Here is a 25,308-nt window from a genome sequence, read left to right as displayed (position 1 = left end):
GATGACGACCGACGTGGTCCGGGTCAGCGTGCCGCGCGCGAGCGGCGGCCACGACCTGCGCGCGATCAAGGTGGTCCTGCACCGGGAGATGCTGCGGTTCGCGAACGACCGCACCAGGATCGTCTCCTCGCTGGTCCAGCCCGTGCTGTGGCTGTTCGTGATGGGCACCGGGCTCGGCACGCTCGTGCGCGGGTCGATCCCGGGCGTCGACTTCCGCACGTTCATGTACCCCGGCATGATCTCGATGACGGTGATCATGACGGCGATGTTCTCGGCCGGCTCGATCGTCTGGGACCGCGAGTTCGGCTTCCTGCGCGAGATGCTGGTCGCGCCGGTGAGCCGGGGCGCGATCGTGATCGGCAAGTGCCTCGGAGGCGCCGTCGTCGCCTGCCTGCAGGGTGTGATCATCGTCGCTCTCGCGGGGCTGGTCGGCGTGCCGTACTCGCCGGTGCTGATCCTCACGCTGCTCGGCGAGATGTTCCTGGCCGCCTTCACGATCACGGCGTTCGGCGTGACGCTGGCCGCCAGGATGCGCAACATGCAGAGCTTCTTCGGCGTGATGCAGATGGCGATCATGCCGATGATGTTCCTGTCGGGCGCGATGTTCCCGCTGGCCAACCTGCCGTCGTGGCTGCACGTGCTGACCACGGTCAACCCGTTGACGTACGCGGTGGACCCGATGCGCCGGGCGGTCTTCGGCCACCTCGACGTGCCGCCACAGGTGGACGCGATGCTCAACCCCGGAGTGAGCTGGTTCGGCCACAGGCTGCCGGTGCCGCTCGAACTCGGCCTGGTCGCCGCCATCGGCGCCGCCCTGCTCGGCGTGGCCGTCCTCCAGTTCCGGCGTACGGACTGAAAAGCGCGGTGCACGGCGAACCGCGATCGCCGAGACGCCGGCGGCCGGCGGACGACCGCGGACGTGAACCGGCCCGGGGCGTGCGGCACGCCCCGGGCCGGCTCAGTGATTCTCCAGCGATCCTCTAGCGCTTCACGCGCACCCAGTCGCTCCGGCTGGTGGAGCGATCGGCCTCGCCGTTACCCGCGAAGACGACCTTCCAGTAGCCGGACGCCGACGCCTTGGTCTTGCCCCAGAACTTGCCGGTGCTGTTCGTCCACAGCGTCTTGACGTAGTGCCAGGAGCCGCCGGCCTTCTTGAACCACACGCTCACCCTCTGGTGGCCGTAGCCCTCCCAGCCGTCGTCCCAGGCCTGGAGCTTGCCCCGGAAGGTGAGGTACCGGTGATACCTGACCGGCTCCGGCGCGGCGTTGAACTGGACGACCCGGGTGTCGGCCTTGGGCGTGGGCGGAGGCGTCGGCCGGGGCACGCGGACCGTCACGTAGTCGGTCGCGCTCGCCGAGTAGCCCGCTCCGCCGGTGCCCTCGAACTCGGCCCGCCACCAGCCGGAGGTCCTGGCCGTGACGTCCGCCGAGAAGCGGCCGTAGGAGTCGGTCCAGTCGGAGGTGACGTACTGCCAGCGATAACCGCCGGCCGGCTTGAACAGGATCTTCACCTGCCGGCCCGGGTAGCCGCTCCAGCCGGCGAAGCCGGAGATCTCCAGCCGGCCGCGCAGGCGCAGGGCGTCACCGGCGTCGACGGGCTCGGGGGAGGCGTCGAATCCGGTGATCCGGGTGCGGCTGGCCTGGGCCCTGACGTCGACCCGGTCGCTGTCGCTCGTCGCGGGCTCGGCATCGGACGCGCCCTCGAACTCGGCGCGCCACCAGCCGCTCCTGTCCGCCCTGCGGTCGACGGAGAAGCGGCCGTGCCGGTCGGTCGTCACCGAGCCGACCCGGCTGTAGGAGCCGCCGACCGGCTTGAAGGCGATGTACACCCGCTGCCCGTCGTACGCCTGCCGGCCGTCGCCGTCCCGGTAGGTCAGCGTGCCGGTCAGCCTGATCCCGTCGCCCCGGTCGACGACGTCCGGCGCCGCGTCGAAGTCGAGGTCGGTGGTCCAGTGGACCTGGAACTCCTTGCTCGCGGTGCCGCCGTCGGCCCGCACCTCCAGCTTCCAGGCGCCCGGCTCGTCCCTGAAGGTGAAGCCGTACTTGGCCGTGTAGGCGCCGGAGCCCGCGGGGCCGGGATCCAGCGCGACGGTGCGGCCGTCACGGTCGACCAGCCTCGCCGCGCCCTCCTCGGACGCCTTGTAGGTGAAGGTCGCCGTCGTGCCCGCGCCGCCGGCGACGACGACGGGACTGGGGGAGACGGTCAGGTCGCCGGGACCCGCTGCCGTCGCCGCGCCGGCGGTGGCGGGGAGCGCGACGAGGGCCGCCCCTCCCAGAGCCACTGCCGCGATCGCGGCATGAATGCGTTTCAACATTCCGGTGAACCATCCTTCCCGGTGGTTGAACGCGGCCTGAGGGTGCCACGTCATTCATTACGAGTAGACGGGCGAATGCCGGTGACGGTTTAACGCTCTGACTTATCGTCATCGATTCGTGTCAAAAAGCATGATCCATAACCGCTGGTGTACGGAGTTGTCGCTGTGCGGGACGGAGCGTGCATCGTGCGACATAATCGGCCGTGTGGTGCGGGACGCTGTGGAGACGCATTTCGCCGAGGCCGTCGGGGCGCTGACCCCCGGACCCTCCCGGGATCCGGACCTGCCGGTGCGGCCGGGCACGGGCCTGACGGGGAGGCGGTGCCGTGAACTGTTCGCCGTGCAGCTCGGCAGCCGGCTTCTCGACGTCGCCGCCCGCCTCATGCGTGAGCGCGACGAGGGCTTCTACACGATCGGGTCGTCGGGGCACGAGGGCAACGCCGCCGTGGCGGCCGCGCTCCGCGTGGACGACCCCGCGCTCCTGCACTACCGGTCCGGCGCCTTCTACCTGGCCCGTTCGGCTCAGGCGGGGCGGCTGGCCGAGGAGGGGCTGCGCGACGTGCTGCTGGGGATCGCGGCGTCGGCCGAGGAGCCGATCGCGGGCGGCCGGCACAAGGTGTTCGGCCACCCCGGCCTCGCCGTCATCCCGCAGACCTCCACGATCGCCAGTCACCTGCCGCGCGCCGTCGGCGTCGGCTTCGCGATCGAGCGGGCGCGCATGCTCGGGCTTCCCTCGCCCTGGCCCGGGGACGCCGTCGCCGTCTGCAGCTTCGGCGACGCGTCGATGAACCACGCCTCCGCGCTGACCGGGCTGAACACCGCCGCGTACGGCCGATTCCGCGGGCTGCAGATCCCGGTGCTCTTCGTGTGCGAGGACAACGGCCTCGGCATCAGCGTGAAGACGCCGCCGGACTGGATCGCGCAGGCAAGACACCCCCTGCTGGAGTACTTCCAGGCCGACGGCGGCGACCTGGCCGAGACCTACGACGTGGCGCTGCGCGCCGTCGAGCACGTGCGCGCCAACCGCGCCCCGGCCTTCCTGCACCTGCGCACCGTCCGCCTGATGGGCCACGCGGGGTCCGACGTGGAGATCGGCTACCGCACCCGCCGGGAGATCGCCGCCGACCTGGACCGCGACCCCCTCGTCCGTACGGCGAGGCTGCTCGTGGAGGCGGGCCTGGCCGCGCCCGACGAGCTGCTCGCACGCTACGAGACCGAGCGCGACCACGTGCTGAAGCTGGCGTCGGAGTGCGCCCGGCGGCCCCGGCTCGCGACGGCGGCTGAGGTGATCGCCCCGCTCGCGCCGCGCCGCCCCGAGACGGTGGCCGCCGAGGCCCTGCGGTCCGCGCCCGCCGAGGCGCGCGAGCGCGCCTTCGCCGCCCTGCCGGAGCAGGAGGGCAGGCTGACGGTCGCCCAGGCCGTCAACCGGGCGCTGGCCGACGCGATGGCGCTGGACCCCGGGGTCCTGGTGTTCGGCGAGGACGTGGCCCGCAAGGGCGGGGTGTACGGCGTGACGCGGGGGCTGCTGCGCAGGTTCGGGGCCGAGCGGGTCTTCGACATGCTCCTGGACGAGCAGGCGATCCTCGGCCTCGCGCTCGGGGCCGGGGTGTCGGGGCTGCTGCCGGTGCCGGAGATCCAATACCTGGCCTACCTGCACAACGCGCTTGATCAGATTCGCGGCGAGGCGTCGACCATGCAGTTCTTCTCGCAGGGCGCGTATCGCAATCCTTTGGTCGTACGAGTCGCCTCATATGCCTACCAAAAGGGCTTTGGGGGACATTTCCATAACGACAACTCAATTGCCGCATTGCGCGATATTCCCGGCGTGATCGTCGCGTCGCCGGCCCGGCCCGACGACGCCGCCGCGATGCTGCGCACCTGCCTGGCCGCCGCCCGCACGGACGGCAGCGTCTGTGTGTTCCTCGAACCCATCGCGCTGTACCACACGCGTGACCTCTTCGAGGAGGGCGACGACGGCTGGCTCGCGCCGTACGCGCCGCCGGCGCGCTGGGCCGAGACGCACGTCCCGGTCGGCCGCGCCCGCTCCTACGGGGACGGCCGCGACCTGACCATCGTCACGTACGGCAACGGCCTGCGGATGAGTCTCCGGGCGGCGGTCAAGCTCACGGCGGAGGACATGAGCTGCCGGGTGCTCGATCTGCGGTGGCTGTCGCCGTTGCCGGTCGACGACCTCATGCGCGCGGCCGAACTGACCGGGCGCGTGCTGATCGCCGACGAGACCCGCCGCAGCGGCGGCGTCTCCGAGAGCGTGATCGCGGCACTCGTCGACAACGGCTTCCGCGGCCCGATCGCCCGGGTGACCTCACAGGACAGCTTCGTGCCGCTCGGCCCGGCCGCCGACACCGTGCTGCTGTCGGAGTCCGACATCGAACGCGCCGCCCGCAAGCTGCTCGCCTGACCGGTCAGGCGGTCAGAATCGCGATGCGGCGTACGGCCCGGACCTACGCCGGAAGCAGGGTGAATGCGGGAGTGTGGATGGGACGGACCACCGAGAAGTCCCGTGCGTCGACGGTCATCACCTCGGCGACCCGCGTCCGCTCCGCCACGGTCTTTGGCCCGCCCAGTCTGCCGAGCATGTAGCAGCTCTCGGCGGCGACGAAGCTGGGAACCAGCAGCGGGCGGTTCGCCTTTTTAAGCCGCACGAACTCCTGTACGCAACGCTCGTGGTTCTTGTCGTCCAGGAAGGTGGCGGCCACGATCGGACCGGTGTCGACAACGATCACGCTTCGTGACCATAGCCCTCCGCAAGGATTACGCGAGCCCGGCGGCGAGGGGATTCAGAGCCGCGCCAGCGCGGCGCGGGCCATGGCGGTGAGCAGGTCGGCCATGGACTCGGGGGAGAGCTCCCCGGCGCTGCGTGGAGTGGAGTTGAGCAGGCCGAAGACCGCGTGCGTGGCGGCGCGCAGCCGCGCGGGCGGGCACGCGGGGTGCAGCTCGGACAGCACCGTCACCCATTCCTCGACGTACAGCCGCTGAAGACGCCGGATGGCCCGGCGGGCCTGCTCCGGCACGTTGTCCAGCTCGCGCTCGTGGACGCGGATGAGGGCGGGGTGAGTCAGCGCGAACTCGATGTGCCCGGACAGCAGCGCGTCGAGCGCCGCCTCCGCGGTGTCGGGATCGGCGGTGGTGGCCAGCCGTGCCCCCTGCTCGCGCAGCCTCTCGCTGATGTCCAGCAGCATCTCCGTGAGCAGGGCCTCCTTGCCGCTGAAGTGCCGATACAGCGCCGGCCCCGACACGCCCACGGCCGCGCCGATGTCCTCGATGGACACGCCGTGGAAGCCGCGCGCCGCGAAGAGGTCCGCGGCCGCTGCGAGGATCTCGGCCCGCCGATTGCGGGTAGGGGTCTTCACGGTCCTCCCGGTCTTCACGGCACCATGGTAGACGGAGTCTGTTAATGATGATTAACATCCGAGCATGAGCACGAGTGACTGGCCGGTGCTGGAGAGCCGGTGCGACCCGGGCGGCGAGCCGTACAAGCGCAACGCGGAGGCGAACGAACGCCTGGTGGCGGACCTGCGGGAACGGCTCGCGGCGGCGGCGCGCGGCGGCCCCGAGCGGGCCAGGGCCAGGCACGTCCAGCGCGGCAAGCTGCTGCCCAGGGACCGCGTCGACACGCTCCTCGACCCCGGCGGGCGCTTCCTGGAGCTGTCCCCGCTCGCGGCCACCGGCATGTACGACGACCAGGCCCCGGCCGCCGGGATCATCACCGGTGTGGGGCGGGTGAGCGGGCGCGAGGTCGTGATCGTGGCCAACGACGCCACCGTCAAGGGCGGCACCTACTACCCCATCACGGTCAAGAAGCACCTGCGCGCCCAGGAGGTCGCCCTCCACAACAATCTGCCGTGCGTGTACCTGGTCGACTCGGGCGGCGCCTTCCTGCCGAAACAGGACGAGGTCTTCCCCGACCGCGAGCACTTCGGCCGCATCTTCTACAACCAGGCCACCATGTCGGCGCGGGGCATCCCCCAGATCGCGGCCGTGCTCGGCTCCTGCACCGCGGGCGGCGCGTACGTCCCGGCGATGAGCGACGAGGCCGTGATCGTCCGCGACCAGGGCACGATCTTCCTGGGCGGCCCGCCGCTGGTGAAGGCCGCCACCGGCGAGACCGTCACCGCCGAGGAACTGGGCGGCGGCGAGGTCCACGCCCGCGTCAGCGGCGTCACCGACCACCTCGCCGAGGACGACGCGCACGCCCTGAAGATCGTGCGGGACATCGTGTCGACGCTCGCGCCGAAAGGCCCTCGCCCCTGGGAGGTCGCGCCCGCCGAGCCGCCGCTCTGGGACCCGCGCGACCTTTACGGCATCGTCCCCCAGGACACCCGCCAGCCGTACGACGTGCGCGAGGTGATCGCCCGGGTGGTCGACGGCAGCCGGTTCCTCGAGTTCAAGGCCGAGTACGGCCCGACCCTGGTCACCGGATTCGCCAGGATCCACGGGCACCCCGTGGGGATCGTGGCCAACAACGGCATCCTGTTCAGCGAGTCGGCGCTCAAGGGCGCGCACTTCATCGAGCTGTGCGACCGGCGGTCGATCCCGCTGGTGTTCCTGCAGAACATCAGCGGCTTCATGGTCGGCAAGGCGTACGAGGCCGGGGGCATCGCCAAGCACGGCGCGAAAATGGTGACGGCGGTCGCCTGCGCCCGGGTGCCGAAGTTCACGGTGATCATCGGCGGCTCGTTCGGCGCGGGCAACTACGCGATGGCCGGTCGCGCCTACTCGCCCCGCTTCCTGTGGATGTGGCCGAACGCCCGCATCTCCGTCATGGGCGGCGAGCAGGCGGCCACCGTGCTCACCATGGTCGGCGACGCCGACGCCGACGAGATCCGGGCCCAGTACGAGCACCAGGGCAACCCCTACTACTCGACCGCGCGCCTGTGGGACGACGGAGTGATCGACCCGGCGGACACCAGGACCGTCCTCGGCCTGGCGCTCGGCGCCGCCGCGAACGCCCCCCTCGAACCCGTCGGCTACGGCGTCTTCCGGATGTGAGGCAGTGTTGATGACTCGTTCACCGGCTCCTCGTTCGCTTTGCGAGCGGCTCGTTCCTCACCGCTCACTCCGCTCACTGCGTCGGGTTCTCTCGTGATGTTCTCCAGTGTCCTGATCGCCAACCGGGGCGAGATCGCCGTCCGGATCATCCGTACGCTGCGCGCCCTGGGCGTGCGCGCGGTCGCCGTCCACAGTGACGCCGACCGCGACGCGCGCCACGTGCGCGAGGCCGACCTCGCCGTACGGCTCCCGCGCGGTTACCTCGACATCGACGCGATCGTCGAGGCCGCCCGGGTGAGCGGCGCCGAGGCCGTCCACCCCGGGTACGGCTTCCTCGCCGAGAACGCCGAGTTCGCCCAGCGCTGCGCGCAGGAGGGCCTGGTGTTCGTCGGCCCGCCGGCCGGGGCCATCGAGGCCATGGGCGACAAGATCCGGGCCAAGGAGACGGTCGCCCGCGCGGGCGTGCCGGTCGTGCCCGGCGGCGCGGAACCGCACGACGACCTGGCCGAGGTCGCCGAACGCATCGGCTTCCCTGTGCTGATCAAGCCGTCCGCGGGCGGGGGCGGCAAGGGCATGCTGCGGGTCGAGTCCGCCGACGGCCTGGCCGCGGCCGTCGAGTCGGCCCGCCGTACGGCGACGGCGGCCTTCAGGGACGGCACCCTGCTGATCGAGCGGTTCGTGGACCGGCCCCGGCACATCGAGATCCAGATCATGGCCGACGGCCACGGGAACGTCGTGCACCTCGGCGAGCGCGAGTGCAGCCTGCAGCGCCGCCACCAGAAGATCGTCGAGGAGGCGCCCTCGCCGCTGCTCGACGACGCGACGCGGGCCCGCATGGGGGCGGCGGCGGTGCAGGCCGCCCGGTCGGTCGGCTACGTCGGCGCCGGGACGGTCGAGTTCATCGTCCCCGGCTCCCATCCCGGCGACTTCTTCTTCATGGAGATGAACACCCGGCTGCAGGTCGAGCACCCCGTCACCGAGATGGTCACGAGCCTCGACCTGGTCGAACTGCAACTGCGGATCGCGGCGGGGGAGTCGCTGCCGTTCGGGCAGGACGAGGTGCGCCTGCGCGGCCACGCCGTCGAAGCCCGCGTCTACGCCGAGGACCCGGCCCGCGACTTCCTGCCGACCGGCGGCCGGATCCTGGCCCTGCGCGAGCCCGCAGGCGAGGGCGTGCGGTTCGACTCCGGGCTGACCGGCGGGATGGCCGTGGGCAGTGACTACGACCCCATGCTGGCCAAGGCGGTGGCCTGGGCCCCCGACCGGGCGGGTGCGCTCGCGGCCCTCGACCGTGCGCTGGCCTCGACCGTGATCCTCGGGGTCACCACGAACATCGGGTTCCTGCGCGCGCTGCTGACCGACCCCGAGGTCGCGGCCGGGCGGCTCGACACCGGGCTGGTCGAGCGGCGGCTCGGCGACCTGGTGAGCGGCGAGGTGCCGGACGAGGTTCTCGCCGCCGCCGCGCTCGTCTTCCACGCCGGGTTCCACGCCGGGTTCCACGTCTCCGGGCGTACGACCGACGACCCGTGGGACGTGGCGGACGGCTGGCGCGTCGGGGAGCCCGCCTGGACCGTGCACCGGCTCGGCGTGCCCGTACGGGTGCGGGGCGGCGCAGGCGACGCGGAGATCGAAGTTAACGATCGTTCACTCGGCCGTGTGCGACTGGAGTGGACGGGCGCCGACGAGGCGGCGGTCACCCTCGGCGGCGTCACCCGGAGGTACGCGGTGGCCCGGAACCGCGACACGGTGTGGCTCGCCGAGGGCGGCCGCGCATGGCCCGTCACCCGGCACGATCCCGGCGACCCGAAGGACCGGCAGGGTGGGGCGCTCGCCGGCGACGGGGTCGTACGCAGCCCGATGCCGGGGACGGTGCTGCTCGTCAAGGCGGCGGAGGGCGACCGGGTCACCGCGGGTCAGCCGCTGGTGGTGGTGGAGGCGATGAAGATGGAACACACCCTGACGGCGCCGGCCGACGGCGTGCTCGCCGAGCTGCGGGCCCGGCCGGGGCAGACGGTGGAGCTGGACGCGGTCGTGGCGAGGGTGACGCCGTGCGAGTGACGATCTACGAGGTCGGCCCGCGCGACGGCCTGCAGAACGAGTCAGCCGTCGTGCCCGTCGAGGTCAAGCGCGAGTTCATCGGCCGGCTGGCCGAGGCCGGGCTGACGACCATCGAGGCGACGAGCTTCGTCCACCCCAAGTGGGTGCCCCAGCTCGCCGACGCAGGGGAGCTGCTGGAGAGCCTGCCGCGGGTGCCGGGAGTCCGCTACCCGGTGCTCGTCCCGAACGAGCGGGGCCTCGACCGCGCTCTGGAGCAGGGCGTGACCGACATCGCGATCTTCGGCAGCGCCACCGAGTCGTTCGCCCAGCGCAATTTGAACCGGACCGTCGAGTCGCAGTTCGAGATGTTCGCCCCCGTCGTCGAACGGGCCCTCGCCCACGGCATGCGGGTCAGGGCGTACGTGTCGATGTGCTTCGCCGACCCCTGGGAGGGGCCGGTGCCGCCCGAGCAGGTCGCCCGGGTCGGGCGCAGGCTGCTCGACCTCGGGTGCTACGAGCTGTCGCTCGGCGACACGATCGGCGTCGGCACGCCCCGGCACGTCGAGGCGTTGCTCGACGCCTTCGCCGAGGCCGGCGTCGGGCCCGACCGGCTGGCCGTCCACTTCCACGACACCTACGGCCAGGCCCTCGCCAACACGCTCACCGCGATCAGGCGGGGGATCACGGTCGTGGACTCCTCCGCCGGCGGCATCGGCGGCTGCCCGTACGCCAAGAGCGCCACCGGCAACCTCGCGACCGAGGACCTGGTCTGGATGCTCGACGGTCTCGGCGTCGAGACCGGGGTGGACGTCAGGTCGCTGGCTGCCACCAGCCTCTGGCTCGCCGAGATCCTGGGCCGGCCGAGCCCCTCCCGCGTCGTCCAGGCTCTGGCCAAGGAGAGTTGAGATGCTCAACGACGAGCACGTCGAACTGCGCAAGTCGGTCGAGGAGTTCGCCCGCGAGGTGGTGGCCCCCGTCATCGGGGACTACTACGAGCGGTGCGAGTTCCCGTACGACATCGTCCGCAAGATGGGCGCGATGGGCCTGTTCGGCCTGCCCGTCCCGGAGGAGTACGGCGGCATGGGCGGGGACTACTTCGCGTTGTGCCTGGCCCTGGAGGAGCTGGCCAGGGTCGACTCCTCGGTGGCGATCACCCTGGAGGCGGCGGTCTCGCTGGGCGAGATGCCCATCCTGCGGTTCGGCACCGACGCCCAGAAGCAGCGGTGGCTGCCGAAGATGGCGGCGGGGGAGACCCTCGGGGCGTTCGGCCTGACCGAGCCCGGCGGCGGGTCCGACGTGCCGGGCGGCATGCGCACCACGGCCGTTCTCGACGGCGGCGAATGGTTGATCAACGGCTCGAAGGCGTTCATCACCAACTCGGGCACCGACATCACCGGCGTCGTCGCCGTGGCGGCGATCACCGGCCGCAGGGAGGACGGCAGGCCGGAGATCTCCACGATCCTCGTGCCGTCGGGCACGCCCGGCTTCACCGTGTCGAAGAAGTACTCCAAGGTCGGCTGGTCGGCCTCGGACACCCGGGAGCTGTCGTTCGCCGACTGCCGGGTGCCGGAGGAGAACCTGCTGGGCGAGCGCGGCCGGGGCTACGCGCAGTTCCTCCAGACGCTGGACGAGGGCCGGGTGGCCATCGCCGCGCTGTCGGTCGGCCTCGCCCAGGGCTGCGTGGACGAGTCGCTGCGGTACGTGCGGGAGCGCCGGGCCTTCGGCCAGGAGATCGGCCGCTACCAGGCCGTGCAGTTCAAGATCGCCGACATGGAGGCCAGGGTGCACACGGCCCGCCTGGCCTACTACCACGCCGCCGAGCGCATGCTGGCCGGCCTGCCGTTCAAGAAGGAGGCGGCGATCGCCAAGCTCGTGTCGTCCAACGCCGCGATGGACAACGCCCGCGACGCCACCCAGGTCTTCGGCGGCTACGGCTTCATGAACGAGTTCCCCGTCGGCCGCTTCTACCGCGACGCGAAGATCCTGGAGATCGGCGAGGGCACCAGCGAGGTGCAGCGGATGCTCATCGCCCGCGAACTCGGCCTGCCCGCCTGAGGGTTCAGCGGTGGGCGAAGTGCCGGACCTCGTTCCGGGGCGTCGCGCACTGTGGAAGCCTGCAGGGGACGGAGGGCCGGCATGGCGGTCGAGATCGTGTACGAGACGCATTCGATCACGGAGGACAACGAGAGGGGCATCGCCACCGGATGGCTGCCGGGCAGGCTCTCAGAAGCAGGACGGCGGCTCGCGGCCGAGCTGGGCGAACGGCGCAGGAACACGGGCCTCGCTGCCGTGTTCGTCTCCGACCTGCACCGGGCGGTGGAGACGGTCCGGATCGCGTTCGCCGGCGCGGCGACCCCCGTTCACCAGGACCCACGGCTGCGCGAATGCGACTACGGCCCGCTCAACGGCGGCCCGGTCTCGTCGGTCGCCGCCCGTCGGGCCGCGCACATCGACGTGCCCTTTCCCGGAGGCCAGAGTTATCGCCAGGTGGTCGAGGCCACGGAGAGCTTCCTGCGTGATCTGGCCGCCGGTTGGGACGGCGCCCGCGTGCTCGTCGTCGCCCACTCGGCCAACAGGTGGGCGCTGGACCGCCTGCTGACCGGCGCTCGCCTGGAAGACCTGGTGGACGCGCCCTTCGCCTGGCGCGAGGGCTGGCACTACACGCTGCCCACCGGCTGGCGCGGCCCCGGAGACTGACCGTCCTCCGTGCGCGGCGATCCCGCCTGCCGGTCACGCGGCTCTCCCGCTGCCGCAGGGTCGGTGCGAGGCATAGGGTCTCGATCATGAGACGGATGCTCGTGCTCATGGGCGCGGGAGTCGCGGCCCTGGCCGCGCTGCGGGAGGGCTGGACGCCGTCCCCGGACGACGAGGCCGATGGGACGCTCTGCCTCGTCAGGCGGGTCGGCGGCCGGGACGTCCACCTGACGGTGTGGTTCACAGGCCCGGAGCCGGGACGTGCCGGCGACGGATACCACGTGAGCGCCACCTCGTCCCTCGACGGCGCCGGACGCTGCTGACGGGCCGGCCGTCAGGGCATGGTCCGGGGCGGGAGGACGGTGAGGTACAGCGGGGCGTGGCCGTCGTAGCCGAGGCCGTGCTGGTTCCAGGGGACGTCCGCGGGCCGGGGCTGGACGTTGCCCGCCTCGTCGCGGGCTCGTGACATCACGCGGTAACGCCCCGGCCGCGCCCCTCGCCACGGCACCTCGAACCGCACCCAGATCAGCGGCTCTGGCGGGGTGAGGAGCGTCGCCCTGCGCCAGGACGTCTCCACCACCCAGCGCCCGGGGGCGATCAGTCGTTCGATCGCGACGTCGACGCGGTCGATCGTCCCCGCGCCGGACCAGGCCCGGCCGTGCAACGTGTGGTCGCCCGGCGGGAGCGTGACGCCGTCGTCGAGTTCGAGGGCGCTGCGGACTCGCCCGACGGTCGGCCGGACGGGGGCGGGATAGGACGGTCCGGTCAGCACCTGGTTGCGCTGCGGGCCCTGCGGGGGCAGGCGCCGTACGGACGCCTCGATCGTGCCGAGCCATTTCACCGCCGTGTTGGCGCCCCACCCGGACATGAGGGCGCGCAGCGGGTAGCCGTGGTCGGCGGGCAGGTCGGCCCCGTTCATGCGGTGCACCAGCAGGCTGTCGTCCCGCAGGGCCTTCACCGCGGGGACGACCTCCGAGTAGTGCACGGTCCCCTCCGGGGTGGTGATCTCGTCCAGGCCGGTGAACCGGACGTCCACGGCGTGATCGAGCCCTGCCGCCGCGAGCACGTCCCTGACCCGTACGCCGGTCCACTCGGCGGCGCCGACCGCGCCGAAGTGCCACTGGGTGTAGCCGGTGGGAAGCCACCGGCCGTCGCCTGACGGCGGAAGCTCGGGGAAGAAGGCCGAGCAGTTCGCGCCGCAGTCGAGGGTGCGGCGCACGGTGACCTGGGGCAGCGCGAGCAGGTCCGCGTACGAGAACGACCTGGGGCGCGAGACCGCGTCCCCGGTGATCCGCAGCCGCCACGACGCGCGGTCGATGTGCGGCGGGCGGGCCCGGTTGTGGATGTAGAACCGGTCGTTGGGGATCAGGTCTCCATATCCGCTGACCGGGCCCCATTTCATCTCCTCCGAGCCGTTTCCCCGGTGCGAGAAGTAACGGGACGGGGTCTCCTGCACGACGAAGTCCTGCCGGGCGGACCCGGGGGCCGCCTGCGGCGGCGGCGCCTGCCGTACGGCGGCGAGGGCCAGCGGTCCCGCCGCCGAGTAGGTGAGGAACCGGCGGCGGGAGCATCCCGTCTCCCCGCTCTCGGCCCGGTCGTGCCGACGGCGCTCTTCCATGGCCCTCACCCCGACCTGTATCTGCCCATTTAAGGGCAAATGCCTCGGTCAGGCGATGGTGTAGCTGAGCTCCGGGCGGCCGGGGCCGCCGTACCTCGGGCCCCGGCGCGCGACGCCGGTGTCGACGAGGTATTCCAGGTAGCGCCGGGCCGTCACCCGGGACACGCCCACGGCCGCGCCCACGGCCTGGGCGGACATGCCGCCGGCGGCGTCCCGCAGCGCGCCCGCCACCGCCTCCAGGGTGTCGGCCGTCATCCCCTTCGGCAGATGAGGGCGGGCGGTTCCGCGCAGGGTGGACAGCGCCCGGTCCACCTCGCCCTGGCCGCTGACCTCGCCCGGCCCGCTGATCGACGACCGGAACGCCGCGTACCGTTCGAGCTTCTCCTGCAGCAGGGCGAAGGTGAAGGGCTTCAGCAGATACTGCACGACCCCGGCGGAGACGGCCGACCTGACCACCGACAGGTCCCGCGCGGAGGTGACGGCGATGACGTCACAGGGGAGGCCCGCGGCCCGCATGGCCCGGCAGACGTCCAGCCCGTGCATGTCCGGCAGGTAGAGGTCGAGGAGCACGAGATCCACCGGTTCGCGGCGCAGCGCGCGGACGGCCTCGCCGCCGGATCTGGCCACGCCGGCGACCCGGAAGCCCGGCACCCGCTCGACGTACAGGCGGTTCGCCTCGGCCGTGAGCTCCTCGTCCTCCACGATCAGGACCGAGATCACGGCCGCACCTCCTCGCGTGCCGAGCCGCCGCCGGGAGCGCCTGCGGGCGCCGGGCCCGGCCCGTCCGCCGGGGGCGGCAGCGGGAGCCGTACGGTGAAGACCGCTCCCTGACCACCGGCTCCCTCTCCACCGGCCCCCTGACCACCGGCGCCCGCCTCGATGCCGCCGCCCAGACGCCGGGCCGCCTGCCCCGCCATCGCGAGGCCGAGCCCCCGGCCGTCCCCCTTCGTGGACCAGCCGCGCCGGAACACGTCCCGTACGACGGCGGGGTCGAGCCCGGGACCGCTGTCGGCGACCCGGATCAGGAACGTGCCGTCCTCGGCGCGCAGGTGGACGCGGACCCGGGCGGGCGGCGCGCCCTGAACAGTGCTCTGCACGGTGCCCTGCACCGCGGCGTCGATCGCGTTGTCGATCAGGTTGCCGACGATGGTCACGAGGTCGCGGGCGTCGAGTGCGACGTCGTCGAGCTCGCTGTCGGGACTGATCACGAGGTCGACTCCGCGTTCTGCGGCCGCCGCGCTCTTGCCGAGCAGCAGCGCCGCGAGGACGGGTTCGCGGATCGCGCCCACTACGCGGTCGGTGAGCCGCTGGGCCGCCCGCAGCTCCGCGGTGGCGAACTCCACCGCCTGGTCGGCGCGGCCCAGCTCCACGAGCGCGACGACCGTGTGCAGCCGGTTGGCCGCCTCGTGCGCGGCCGAGCGGAGCGACTCGGCGAAGCCGCGTTCGGCGTCGAGCTGCCCGGTGAGGGCCTGCAGCTCCGTGTGGTCGCGGAGCGTGACCACCGTGCCGAGCGAGCGCGCACCGGAGCGGACCACGGCGGCGCTCGCCACCAGCACGCGCTCCCCGGTCAGGTGGATCTCGTCGGACCGGCTCTCCCCGGAGCCGAGCATCGCGGCCAGCGAGGGCGACAGGCCCAGATCGCCCACGTGCCGTCCCTCCGCGTCCCCGGGCAGGCCGAGCAGCTCGCGGGCGCCGTCGTTGGCGAGGGTCAGCCGGCCGTCCCGGTCGACGAGCAGCAGCCCCTCGCGCACCGCGTGCAGGATCGCGTTGTGGTACTCGTACATGCGGCTCAGCTCCGCCGGGCCCAGCCCGTGCGTCTGGCGGCGCAGGCGGGCGCCCACCAGGTAGGCGCCGGCGATGCCCGCCGCCAGGCCGAGCAGGCCGGTGAGGACGGCCGAGCCGATCTGCTCGCGCACCTCGGCAGTGATCTTCGCCACCGTGATGCCGGCGCTGACCAGCGCCCGCACCCTGCCGGTGGCGTCCCGCACGGGGGTGACGGCCCGTACGGACGGCCCCAGCGTGCCGGTGTAGGTCTCGGTGAACGTGCGCCCGGCCAGCGCCGGCGCCGTGGTGCCGAGGAAGCGCCCGCCGATCTGCCGGGGGTTGGGATGCGTGTACCTGCGGCCCTCCCTGCTCATGATCGTGATGAAGTCCAGCCCGGCCTCGGCGCGCACCCGTTCCGCGTACGGCTGGAGCGCGGCCGAGGGATCGGGATCGTCCAGCGCGTCGAGCACGGTGGGCGCGTCGGCCACGCTGATCGCCACCGCCCTGCTCGTCCTCGCGGCCTCGTCGCCGAGAAGCTCGCGCGTACGGAGGAAGCCGAGAAGGGTGGCGCCGGCCACGGTGATCCCGACGACCAGGATCTGCAGCACGAGCACCTGCCGGGCCAGGCTCCAGCGTCCGAGCCTGGCGGTCATCGTCGTCACGGCCTCAGCGTCCTCGCTCCACGTGCGGGTCTGCGCGGCTTCACCGCCGGGGGTCGCGCCGGTGAGAACCGCCGTGAACGAAATGTACGCAATAGTGACCCAGATCACTACCGTGGCGCATAGTCACCGACCAGATCGCATCCGCGCCCGCGTCGTCGCGGGCCGCATGAGGACGAGGAGGGTCGCGTGACGACCACACTGAACCGCGCGGGTGACCGGGTGCCCCGGGACCGGACCCGTTATCTGTACCTGGCGGTGATCGCCGCGGTCCTCCTCGGGATCGCCGTCGGGCTGGCGGCACCGGACGCCGGGGTCGCGCTGAAGCCGCTGGGCACGGCCTTCGTGGCCCTGATCAAGATGATGATCAGCCCGATCATCTTCTGCACGATCGTGCTCGGCGTCGGATCGGTGGCCCAGGCCGCGAAGGTCGGCAAGGTGGGCGGGCTGGCCATCGGCTACTTCCTGGTCATGTCCACGGTGGCGCTGGCCATCGGCCTGCTCGTGGGCAACGTCCTGCACCCCGGCGAGGGGCTCCAGCTGACCGACGAGCTGCGCAAGGCCGCCGAGGAGCAGGCGGCCAAGGGCAGCGAGAGCGACATGACGTCGTTCCTGCTCGGCATCATCCCGGCGACCTTCGTCTCCGCGTTCACCGAGGGTCAGGTGCTGCAGACCCTGCTGGTCGCGCTGCTGACCGGCTTCGCGCTACAGGCGATGGGGGAGCGGGCGGAGCCCATCCTGCGAGGGCTCGAACACCTGCAGCGGCTCGTCTTCCGCGTCCTGGCCATGATCATGTGGGCGGCCCCGGTCGGCGCGTTCGGCGCGATCGCCGCCGTGGTCGGCGCGGGCGGGTTCGACGCGCTGCGCAGCCTGGCCGTGCTGATGGGCGGGTTCTACCTGACGTGCCTGCTGTTCGTGGGGGTCGTGCTCGGCACGGTGCTGTGGCTGGGCGCCCGGATCAACCTGCTGTCGCTGCTGCGCTACCTCGGCCGGGAGTTCCTGCTCATCCTGTCCACGTCCTCCTCCGAGTCGGCGCTGCCGCGCCTGATCGCCAAGATGGAGCACCTGGGGGTGAGCCGCGCCGTCGCCGGCATCACGGTCCCGACCGGCTACTCCTTCAATCTCGACGGCACCGCCATCTACCTGACCATGGCGACGCTTTTCGTGGCGCGGGCGACCGGCTTCCCGCTCTCCGCGGGCGAGCAGATCGGCCTGCTGGTCTTCATGATCATCGCGTCCAAGGGGGCGGCGGGCGTCACGGGCGCCGGCCTCGCCACGCTGGCGGCGGGCCTGCAGTCGCACCGGCCGGCCCTCGTGGACGGCGTCGGGCTGATCGTGGGCATCGACCGGTTCATGTCGGAGGCCCGGGCGCTGACCAACTTCGCGGGAAACGCGGTCGCCACCGTCCTGATCGGCACGTGGGTGGGCGACTTCGACCGGTCGCGGGCGGAGGAGGTGCTGGCCGGCCGGGTCCCCTTCGACGAGGCGACGTTCGTGGACGACGGGGGTGCCGCCCCGGCCCCCGAGGCGGACCGCGCCCCCGCCGCCGCCCCGGCGGCTCAGCCGTAACCGGATCAGCGGGCGGGCGGCTGGAACTCCGGCTGGTCGAGCACTCGCAGCCAGCTTCCGTCGGGCTGGCGCCGTACGACCTGGGCCCGGGCGCCGGCGCCGTCCCTCGGCGGGGTCGAGGTCAGCGCGATGTCGCCGCTGACCAATGTCGGCAGCGGTTCCTCGGGCTCGAAACGGGGACGGTTCGCCAGCACCTTCTCCCACAGGGCGCGGATCGCCTCCCGGCCGACCGTCACGCCGCCCGGCGGGTAGGCCAGCACCGCGTTCTCCTCGTACAGCGCCGCCACTCCCGCGGCGTCCCCGGCGTTGGACCGCTCGACGAACAGGCGGGTGATGTCCTCAGGCCGCATGGCCTTCTCGTACTCCGGCATGGGTTCCTCCCGATCTCTCGTACGGCCTCCAGCCTGCCGAGCCGCCTGTCAGAAGTCCAACAGATGGATCTGATGGGAACTAGAATCACTGGTTATGGATCTGCGCCAGCTGGAGTATTTCGTCGCGGTCGCCGAGGAGCGCAACTTCACCCGCGCCGCCGAGCGGGTGCACATCAGTCAGTCGGGCGTCAGCGCCCAGATCCGGCAGCTCGAACGCGAACTCGGCGCCGAGCTGTTCGACCGGTCCGCGCGGAGCGTCACGCTGACCGTCGCGGGGAAGGCCGCGCTCGACCACGCCCGCGCCGCGCTCGCCGCGGCCGGGGCGCTGGGCCAGGCGGTGGGCGAGGTGACCGGCCTCATCCGGGGCCGGCTCACCGTCGGAATGGTCGTCGGCTGCACCGTCACGCCGCTGTTCGACGCCCTCGCCGCGTTCCACCGGGCCCATCCGGGGGTCGAGATCTCCCTGCTGGAGGACAACTCCGACCGGCTCGTCGAGGGGGTGCGCGCCGGCGCCCTCGACCTGGCCCTCGCCGGGCTCGCCGCCGCTCCGGACGGCCTGGAGACGTTGACGGTCGTCAGCGAGCGGCTCGTCGCCGCCGTCCCCCCGGACCACCCCCTCGCGGGCCGGGGCGGGATCACCCTGGGCGATCTCGGTTCCCACCCGATCGTCTGCATGCCGTACGGCACCGGCCTGCGCACGGTGTTCGACCGGGCCTGCGCGGCCCGGGGCCTCCAGCCGGTGATCGCGCTGCAGGCCGGGGCGGCCGACGCCGTCGCCGGCCTCGCGGCCCGGGGGCTCGGCGTCGCCGTCCTCAGCGAGTCGATGGCCGCGGCCCACCGCGACCGGCTCACCGCGCTCCCCATCGAGGACGCCGAGACGCCCGCCCTGCTCGCGCTGGTGTGGCGGGGCGGGCAGGGCCCGGCCGTACGCGAGTTCGTGCGGCACGCCCGGCGGTCCTTCGCCGGCACCGCCGTCTGAGGCGCTCTCCCGTCTGCCGCAGGTCTCGGGGGGTGGGCGCTCGGATTGGACGTATGTGCCTGCGTACTCCTAGAGTCCCTTTCATGACGTCTGGTGATCTCCAGCTCCGGAGGGCCGAGAAGACCGACGCGGACGAGATCTTCGCACTCGCCCGCGAGTTCGCGGTGACGTTCCGGCCCGAGCGTGCGCCGTTCGACGCGGCGCTGCCGCAACTCCTGGAGAACGAGGACGCCTTCCTCATCGTCGCCACGGTCGAGGGGACCGTACGCGGCTACCTGCTGGGCTTCACCCACCTCACGCTGTTCGCCAACGGCAGGGTCGCGTGGGTGGAGGAGGCGATGATCGAGAGCGGCTACCGCCGCCACGGCATCGGGCGGCGGCTGCTGGAGGAGTTCGAGACGTGGGCGCGCTCACGGCAGGCCGGATACGTCGCGCTGGCGACCCGGCGGGCCGCCGAGTTCTACGGCGCCCTCGGCTACGAGGTGTCCGCCACCTACTACCGCAAGATGCTCAGACCGAAGACGTGAGCTGGGCGTCCAGGCGGTAGCCGTCCACGGTCACGTAGACCGAGTCGCCGGGTCGCGCGTTCAGCCGCATCAGGACCGGCTGGAGCGAGTCGAACACCGGCTGCCGGTCGCGCCACACCAGCACGACGGCGTTGTCCCCCGGGCCGGTGACCGACAGCAGCGTCCCCGGGCGCATGCCGAGCTGGGCGGCGTACCCCTCGGGGACCGCCACCGGCTCGCCGCGCAGATGGCCGCTGGTGACGTCGATCCGCTGCCAGCGGCGCGGGTCCGAGGCCGGGCTGGAGGTCGGGCGGGGGTTCGGCACCAGGTGCGGCCGGGGCACGCCCCCCGCGAGGTTGCCGCCCGCCAGGTTCCCGTTCAGATTGCCGCCCGGGTGCCCGTTCAGGGTGCCGTTCGGGTGCCCGTTCAGGGTGCCGCTCGTGAGCGCGCTGAGGGCGGCGAGCGCGGTGGCGGCGTCGGGCCCGTTGTTGGCCTGCGAGGGGATCGGGACCCCGCCGCGGCCGTGGTGGTGCCCGTTCGCGCCCGGCGTACGGCGGGGCAGCGGCGCGGGCTTCGCCGTCTGGTCGGGGCCGTGCCGGGTGGGCAGGGCGCCGGGGTCGGACGGGGAGCCCGCCTGCGGCATGGAGTCCAGCCACGCCTTGGCCGAGTGGGCGCGGATGCCGAGCTGGCCGAGCAGCTCCACGACGTCGGCGTCCGCGGGCTTGTTCGCCAGAAGCTGGCGGGTCTTCTCCCGCAGCCCCACCAGGTCGCCGACCACGAGCCAGCCGTCCTGCAGGCGGCGGTCGGGCATCAGCGTCACCAGCACCCGCCACAGCGGCGTGCCGAGGGCCGGGACCTCGATGGGGTGGGACGGGTCCGCCGCGATGAGCTGCTCCTGGGTGGCCGCGGCGCCCAGCCACTCGGTGAGCCCGAACAGATGGCCGGTGAGCGGCGCGGAGTCGGGGGAGCGCAGCCACAGCAGCACCCGCTCCTCGGCCGCGCGCTGGGCCTGGGAGAGCAGGTCGCGGTCAACGTTGAGATTGTGGGCCAGCGTGCGCAGGCTCACCGGCTCGGCGGCGAACAGCCGCTCGGCGGCGACGGCCCTGGCGAGCGGGTCCCAGCCGCGGAACAGGCCCTCGATCACCGCGACCATCGGGTGCGCGCTGAGGTCGGCCGGCTGCCGCTCCCGCGCCGCCTCGGCCGCCGGCTGGGCGGGGGCGTCCGCGGGCTGCGGGAGCGAGGCCCCGGACTGCCGGACGAAGGGCTGGGTGGCGGGTTTGGCCGGCTCCGCGACAGGCGCCGGCGCGGCGGGCGACGGGGCCGGTGACGGCGCGCCCTGCCCCGGCCGGGCGGGCGCCTGCCCCTGCTGCGCGGGTCCCTGGGCGGGCGTCTGGGCGGCCCGCCCGGGCGCCGGCGCGGTCGGCCGGGCGAACGGCTGAGACGCGGTTCCGGGGGCGGCGGCCTGCGGGAAGGGCTGAGAGGAGGGCCCGGTCTGGGGGAACGGCTGCGACGTGGTTCCCGGTGCGGCGGCCTGCGGGAATGGCTGAGAGGAGGGCCCGGCCTGCGGGAACGGCTGCGACGTCGTCCCCGGTGCGGCCTGCGGGAGGGGCCCGGAGGCGGGACCGGCGGGCGCCTGTGCCTGTGCGGCCTGGGTCGCGGCCTCGCTCCCCGCGAGCGCCTGCGCGGGCCGTCCGGACGCCAGCTCGCTCTCCAGGCGCCCGAACACCTCGCGGAACACCGTGGTCAGGAGGACCTCGGGCGACGCGGGGGCGGCCGGGGCCTGGAGATCGCACGGAGTCAGACGGCGCAGCCGGTACCACCCGCCGAGGTGGTTGACCACCGTGCGTACGGGGTCGGGCCAGCCGGGCATGGCCGGGTCCACGGTGTGCACCTGGAGCGCCGGGAGCAGGTCGGTGAGGGGCAGGTGGTCCCAGCGGCCGACGGCGAGGCGGGCGAGCCGCTCGCAGAGCCAGTCAACGCCGGTCGCCCGCATCGCGCGGCCGATCCCGACGGATGCCCACCAGCCGCCGGGCAGGCGCGGGTCGGCCAGCATCTCGGCCACCTGCTGAGGACGGCTCCAGCGCAGGGCCGGGACCAGGTCGCTCAGGCAGATCGTTGACTCGGCGTCCATCGGTATGACCGCACCCTCCCGAGAGTGACGCATGTTGCTAATGGTGCAGCTTACGCCGCAAACCAGCAATTGGTGTCAATAGGGTAAAGTTCCCAGGATCCGGCCGGGCGCCGACCTGCGCGACCGCCGCCGCACCCGCCTCACACCCCTTGCGCAGGGCCTCCTCGGGTGTGCTCCCGGCCATCGAGGCGACCAGGAAGCCCGCGGCGAACGCGTCTCCCGCGCCCGTCGAGTCGACCACCTCCGCCGGGGGCGCGACCGCTCTGGCGACTATACGGCCATCGCGGGCCAGCAGGGCACCGCCGGCCCCCAGCTTGACCACCGCCGTGCCGTAGTGGGCGCTGAGGGTGCGGGCCGCCGCCTCCGGATCCGCGGCGTCCGCGAGCAGCAGCGCCTCCTCCAGGTTGGGGATCACGACGCTCGCCTGGGCGGTCTCGCGGAGGAACCGCTCGGGTCCGAACGCGCGCAGCGGCCCGCAGGAGGCCGGATCGACGCTGACGGGGATCCCGCGCCCGGCGGCCTCGCGCATGGCGAGGCGCACGAGCTCCAGGCCCGGCTCGGCGAACATCGTGTACGCCGACAGGTGCAGATGCCCGACCCCGTCGAGCAGGTCGGGCGTCCAGTCGCCGACTCCGATGTGGCCGCTCGCCCCGCGGTTGGTGAGCATGGACCGCTCACCGGTGGAGTCGACCATGGCGATCACGACGGCCGAGGGCCGTTCCGGGTCGATCCGCAGGTGCGGCCGGACCCCGGCCTTGGTCAGCTGGGCCGTGTGCCACTCGCCGGTGTCGTACCCGGCCCGCGCGAGCAGGCGGGTGTCGGCGCCGAGCCGGGCGGCCCAGGAGGCGGTGTTCGCCCCCGAGCCGCCCGGGCGCAACGCGATGTCGGCGGGCGTGTCGGTGCCGGTGGCCGCGGGGCCGTCGTGCAGCGCGACGACGTCGGTGACCACGTCGCCGATCACCAGCAGACCGCTCACCCGGCCGCCCAGGCGGACGCGATCTCCCCGGCCAGGCGGGTGTTGCCGCGTACGGCCGCGAGGTTGGCCTCCAGCGACGCGCCACCCGTGCCCTCGACCAGGTATTCCAGCAGGAACGGGGTGATGGCCTGCCCGGTGACCCCGCGCTCCTCGGCGGCGCGCAGGCCCTCCGCGAGCACGCGGTCGTGCAGGCCGGGGTCGAGCTGGAGCTCGACCGGAACCGGGTTCGCCACGATCAGCGCGGTGTCCAGCCCGCCGAGCGCGTCCTGGGCCCGCATGACGCCGGCGGCCTCCTGCGGCGTCTCGACGCGCCAGTCCACCGGCTCACCGGAGCTGTGCAGGTAGAAGCCGGGGAACTCGTCGGTCCGGTAGCCGACGACGGTGACCTGCTTGGTCTCCAGCCGCTGGAGCGTCGCGGGCACGTCGAGGATCGACTTCACCCCGGCGCACACGACCGTGATCCTGGTGCGGCTGAGCGTGTCGATGTCGGCCGACTCGTCCTGCACCGTGGTCCAGCCGCGGTGGACGCCGCCGAGACCCCCGGTGGCGAACACCCGCACGCCCGCGCGGGCGGCCAGGAACGAGGTGCCCGAGACGGTCGTGGCGCCGCTCAGCCCGAGCGCCGCGGCCGGGGCGAGATCGCGGAAGCCGAGCTTGCGCAGGCCCGGCTCGGTCGCGATCCGCTCCAGCCCGTCCTTGTCCAGGCCCACCCGGGGGACGCCGTCCAGCACCGCCACCGTCGCCGGCACGGCCCCCGCCTGCCGGACGATGTCCTCCAGTTCGAGGGCGACCTGGAGGTTGCGGGGCTGGGGAAGCCCGTGGGAGATGATGGTGGACTCCAGGGCGACGACCGGACGGCCGGCGGCCAGCGCCTCGGCGACCTCATCGGAAACGCGCATGTCTCTCCTGTCTCCCGCTTGGGGTTTTTTCGTTGGCGGAAGATTGTCCGCTTCGGCATATTCTGCCCGAGTCTTGCGGGGGATCTTGCGATAAGTTGCGGGCGTCCGCCCAGGCCCACCCGCCGCCATTCCTCCCGTGACCCCCTCCGAGACCCTCCCACGCCCGCCGCCCCGGCCCGCGAACACCTGTGACACCGAGCCACGTACGACCCGGGAGAACGCTCCATGCCACGCTCGCACTACGACGTCGTCATCGCCGGCGCCGGGCACAACGGTCTCGTCGCCGCGGCCTACCTCGCCCGGGCGGGGCGCAGCGTGCTGGTCCTGGAACGCCTCGGCCACGTGGGCGGCCTCGCGGTGTCGGCCCGCGCGTTCCCCGGCGTGGACGCGCGGCTGTCGCGCTACTCCTACCTGGTCAGCCTGCTGCCCACGAAGATCGTGAAGGATCTGGGGCTGCGCCTCGACCTGCGCCGCCGCCGCTTCGCCTCCTACACCCCGGCCGGCGACACCGGCCTGCTCGTGGACAACGAGGACGCCGCGCGCACCGCCGCCTCCTTCGAGGCGGTGACCGGGGGACGGCACGACCTGGCGGCCTGGGAGCGGTTCTACGGGATGACCGCCCACGTGGCCCGGCGGGTCGCGCCGACCCTGCTCGAACCGCTGCGCGGCCGTACGGCCCTGCGGGAGGTCGTGGGGGACGACGAGGCGTGGCGCGACCTGTTCGAACGGCCCGTCGGCGAGGTGGTGGACGAGCGGTTCGCCGACGACACGGTCCGCGGGGTCGTCCTCACCGACGCCCTGATCGGCACCTTCGCCGATCCGGCCACCGACCTGCTGGCCAACCGGTGCTTCCTCTACCACGTCATCGGCGACGGCACGGGCGAGTGGAACGTCCCTGTCGGGGGCATGGGCGCGGTGACCACCGAACTCGCCGAGGTCGCCCGGCGGCACGGGGCCGAGATCCGCACCGGGGCCGAGGTGCTGGCCATCGACCCGGGCACGGGAGAGGTCACGTTCGACGACGGCGCGGAGCACGCGGTGACCGCGGGGAAGGTGCTGGCCAACCTGCCTCCCGCCGTGCTCGCCCGGCTGCTCGGGGAGACGCCCGAGCGGCCCGAGGGCGCCCAGCTCAAGATCAACATGGTGCTGTCGCGGCTGCCCCGGCTGCGGGACCCCGCCGTGGACCCCGCCGAGGCGTTCAGCGGCACCTTCCACATCAACGAGAGCCGCGACCAGCTCGCCGCGGCGTACGCGCAGGCCGCCGCGGGGAAGGTGCCGGACCTGCCGCCAGCCGAGGTCTACTGCCACTCGCTCACCGACCCCTCGATCCTCGGCCCGCGGCTGCGGGAGGCGGGGGCGCACACGATGACGCTGTTCGGCCTGCACATGCCGGCGCGCCTGTTCGCCGATCCGGCGGCCAAGCGGGAGGCGCTGGCCCGCACGCTCGCCTCGATCGACTCCGTGCTCGACGAGCCCATCGAGGACTGCCTGCTGCGCGCGCCCTCGGGCGAGCCCTGCCTGGAGGTCAAGACCCCGCTCGACCTGGAGCGGGACGCGGGCCTGCCCGGCGGCCACATCTTCCACCACGACCTGTCCTGGCCGTACGCCGAGGAGGAGGGCGGCCACGGGGCCCGGCCCGCTCAGTGGGGCGTCGAGACGGCGCACGAGCGGGTGCTGCTGTGCGGCGCGGGCGCCCGTCGAGGCGGCGGCGTCAGCGGCATCCCCGGCCACAACGCCGCGATGGCGGTGTTAACGGAACCTTCATGACGCCCGGGTAGCT

22 protein-coding genes are annotated in these 25,308 nt (G+C 73.0%); 12 read left to right on the top strand and 10 right to left on the bottom strand.

The genetic code is table 11. From position 1 onward, the window contains the following. Nucleotide 1: 1 nt before the first annotated feature. The gene (locus FLW16_RS26195) at nucleotides 2-856 is read left to right on the top strand and encodes an ABC transporter permease (RefSeq protein ID WP_142562795.1); all 855 of its coding nucleotides are present in this window, start codon (nucleotides 2-4) and stop codon (nucleotides 854-856) included. Nucleotides 857-980: 124 nt separating this feature from the next. Here FLW16_RS26195 and FLW16_RS26190 read toward each other — a convergent pair whose 3' ends face one another. Next, entirely contained in the window at nucleotides 981-2,315 is a 1,335-nt protein-coding gene (locus tag FLW16_RS26190) for a hypothetical protein (RefSeq protein WP_142562794.1), read from the bottom strand. A gap of 205 nt (nucleotides 2,316-2,520) precedes the next feature. Between FLW16_RS26190 and FLW16_RS26185 the strand changes: the two genes are divergently transcribed. Beyond that, nucleotides 2,521-4,734 carry a thiamine pyrophosphate-dependent enzyme gene (locus FLW16_RS26185; RefSeq protein ID WP_142562793.1) on the top strand — a complete coding sequence of 738 codons (2,214 nt, stop codon included), beginning with the start codon at nucleotides 2,521-2,523 and terminating at the stop codon, nucleotides 4,732-4,734. A 43-nt stretch (nucleotides 4,735-4,777) separates the two neighbouring features. Here FLW16_RS26185 and FLW16_RS26180 read toward each other — a convergent pair whose 3' ends face one another. Then, on the bottom strand, nucleotides 4,778-5,059 hold the full coding sequence (locus tag FLW16_RS26180) for a PIN domain-containing protein (RefSeq protein WP_142562792.1): 282 nt from the start codon (nucleotides 5,057-5,059) through the stop codon (nucleotides 4,778-4,780). Nucleotides 5,060-5,113: 54 nt separating this feature from the next. Continuing rightward, a complete protein-coding gene (locus FLW16_RS26175; RefSeq protein ID WP_260615589.1) occupies nucleotides 5,114-5,704 on the bottom strand; it encodes a TetR/AcrR family transcriptional regulator in 591 nt (196 codons plus the stop codon). A 46-nt stretch (nucleotides 5,705-5,750) separates the two neighbouring features. Between FLW16_RS26175 and FLW16_RS26170 the strand changes: the two genes are divergently transcribed. From FLW16_RS26170 to FLW16_RS26145, 6 genes are all read left to right on the top strand, one after another. After that, nucleotides 5,751-7,325, top strand: coding sequence for a carboxyl transferase domain-containing protein (locus FLW16_RS26170; RefSeq protein ID WP_142562791.1), 1,575 nt, complete (start codon nucleotides 5,751-5,753; stop codon nucleotides 7,323-7,325). Nucleotides 7,326-7,421: 96 nt separating this feature from the next. After that, nucleotides 7,422-9,383 (top strand): biotin carboxylase N-terminal domain-containing protein, encoded by a 1,962-nt coding sequence (locus tag FLW16_RS26165; RefSeq protein WP_142562867.1) that lies wholly within the window; start codon nucleotides 7,422-7,424, stop codon nucleotides 9,381-9,383. Continuing rightward, nucleotides 9,374-10,267: a hydroxymethylglutaryl-CoA lyase gene (locus tag FLW16_RS26160; protein ID WP_142562790.1), complete on the top strand. Its 894-nt coding sequence runs from the start codon at nucleotides 9,374-9,376 to the stop codon at nucleotides 10,265-10,267. The genes FLW16_RS26165 and FLW16_RS26160 overlap by 10 nt, the downstream gene beginning before the upstream one ends. Nucleotide 10,268: 1 nt before the next feature. Then, nucleotides 10,269-11,417 (top strand): acyl-CoA dehydrogenase family protein, encoded by a 1,149-nt coding sequence (locus FLW16_RS26155; protein ID WP_142562789.1) that lies wholly within the window; start codon nucleotides 10,269-10,271, stop codon nucleotides 11,415-11,417. An 81-nt stretch (nucleotides 11,418-11,498) separates the two neighbouring features. Then, nucleotides 11,499-12,059 carry a histidine phosphatase family protein gene (locus FLW16_RS26150; RefSeq protein ID WP_142562788.1) on the top strand — a complete coding sequence of 187 codons (561 nt, stop codon included), beginning with the start codon at nucleotides 11,499-11,501 and terminating at the stop codon, nucleotides 12,057-12,059. An 86-nt stretch (nucleotides 12,060-12,145) separates the two neighbouring features. Next, nucleotides 12,146-12,379: a hypothetical protein gene (locus FLW16_RS26145; RefSeq protein ID WP_142562787.1), complete on the top strand. Its 234-nt coding sequence runs from the start codon at nucleotides 12,146-12,148 to the stop codon at nucleotides 12,377-12,379. Nucleotides 12,380-12,390: 11 nt separating this feature from the next. On the opposite strand, the gene FLW16_RS26140 is transcribed toward FLW16_RS26145, so the two are convergent. From FLW16_RS26140 to FLW16_RS26130, 3 genes are read right to left on the bottom strand one after another with little or no spacing between them, the layout of a single operon-like run. Next, nucleotides 12,391-13,674, bottom strand: coding sequence for a molybdopterin-dependent oxidoreductase (locus tag FLW16_RS26140; protein WP_142562786.1), 1,284 nt, complete (start codon nucleotides 13,672-13,674; stop codon nucleotides 12,391-12,393). 48 nt (nucleotides 13,675-13,722) lie between these two features. Further along, nucleotides 13,723-14,394, bottom strand: a complete 672-nt coding sequence (locus FLW16_RS26135; RefSeq protein WP_142562785.1) for a response regulator — start codon at nucleotides 14,392-14,394, stop codon at nucleotides 13,723-13,725. Beyond that, on the bottom strand, nucleotides 14,391-16,091 hold the full coding sequence (locus tag FLW16_RS26130; RefSeq protein ID WP_142562866.1) for a sensor histidine kinase: 1,701 nt from the start codon (nucleotides 16,089-16,091) through the stop codon (nucleotides 14,391-14,393). The genes FLW16_RS26135 and FLW16_RS26130 overlap by 4 nt, the downstream gene beginning before the upstream one ends. A gap of 195 nt (nucleotides 16,092-16,286) precedes the next feature. Between FLW16_RS26130 and FLW16_RS26125 the strand changes: the two genes are divergently transcribed. Next, the gene (locus tag FLW16_RS26125) at nucleotides 16,287-17,666 is read left to right on the top strand and encodes a cation:dicarboxylate symporter family transporter (protein WP_260615588.1); all 1,380 of its coding nucleotides are present in this window, start codon (nucleotides 16,287-16,289) and stop codon (nucleotides 17,664-17,666) included. 5 nt (nucleotides 17,667-17,671) lie between these two features. Here the strand turns inward: FLW16_RS26125 and FLW16_RS26120 are convergent, their stop codons facing one another. Then, nucleotides 17,672-18,037 carry a nuclear transport factor 2 family protein gene (locus FLW16_RS26120; protein WP_142562784.1) on the bottom strand — a complete coding sequence of 122 codons (366 nt, stop codon included), beginning with the start codon at nucleotides 18,035-18,037 and terminating at the stop codon, nucleotides 17,672-17,674. Between the two features lie 94 nt (nucleotides 18,038-18,131). On the opposite strand from FLW16_RS26120, the gene FLW16_RS26115 reads away from it, so the two are divergent. Further along, nucleotides 18,132-19,016, top strand: coding sequence for a LysR family transcriptional regulator (locus FLW16_RS26115; protein WP_142562783.1), 885 nt, complete (start codon nucleotides 18,132-18,134; stop codon nucleotides 19,014-19,016). Between the two features lie 83 nt (nucleotides 19,017-19,099). Beyond that, entirely contained in the window at nucleotides 19,100-19,543 is a 444-nt protein-coding gene (locus tag FLW16_RS26110; RefSeq protein WP_142562782.1) for a GNAT family N-acetyltransferase, read from the top strand. Here FLW16_RS26110 and FLW16_RS26105 read toward each other — a convergent pair. From FLW16_RS26105 to FLW16_RS26095, 3 genes are read right to left on the bottom strand one after another with little or no spacing between them, the layout of a single operon-like run. Then, nucleotides 19,527-21,653, bottom strand: coding sequence for a hypothetical protein (locus tag FLW16_RS26105; RefSeq protein ID WP_142562781.1), 2,127 nt, complete (start codon nucleotides 21,651-21,653; stop codon nucleotides 19,527-19,529). The two genes, FLW16_RS26110 and FLW16_RS26105, sit on opposite strands and share 17 nt — an antisense overlap. 37 nt (nucleotides 21,654-21,690) lie before the next feature. Further along, nucleotides 21,691-22,629 (bottom strand): carbohydrate kinase family protein, encoded by a 939-nt coding sequence (locus FLW16_RS26100; RefSeq protein WP_142562780.1) that lies wholly within the window; start codon nucleotides 22,627-22,629, stop codon nucleotides 21,691-21,693. Next, nucleotides 22,626-23,528 carry a pseudouridine-5'-phosphate glycosidase gene (locus FLW16_RS26095; protein ID WP_142562779.1) on the bottom strand — a complete coding sequence of 301 codons (903 nt, stop codon included), beginning with the start codon at nucleotides 23,526-23,528 and terminating at the stop codon, nucleotides 22,626-22,628. The genes FLW16_RS26100 and FLW16_RS26095 overlap by 4 nt, the downstream gene beginning before the upstream one ends. A gap of 225 nt (nucleotides 23,529-23,753) precedes the next feature. Here FLW16_RS26095 and FLW16_RS26090 point away from each other — a divergent pair, with 225 nt between their 5' ends. Next, nucleotides 23,754-25,295: an NAD(P)/FAD-dependent oxidoreductase gene (locus FLW16_RS26090; protein ID WP_142562778.1), complete on the top strand. Its 1,542-nt coding sequence runs from the start codon at nucleotides 23,754-23,756 to the stop codon at nucleotides 25,293-25,295. Nucleotides 25,296-25,308 lie beyond the last annotated feature (13 nt).

Source organism: Microbispora sp. KK1-11, from assembly GCF_006874435.1.
In the GTDB taxonomy this organism is placed as follows: domain Bacteria; phylum Actinomycetota; class Actinomycetes; order Streptosporangiales; family Streptosporangiaceae; genus Microbispora; species Microbispora catharanthi.
The sequence above is the reverse complement of the archived record's forward strand: the minus strand, read 5'-3'. Positions and strand labels throughout refer to the sequence as shown.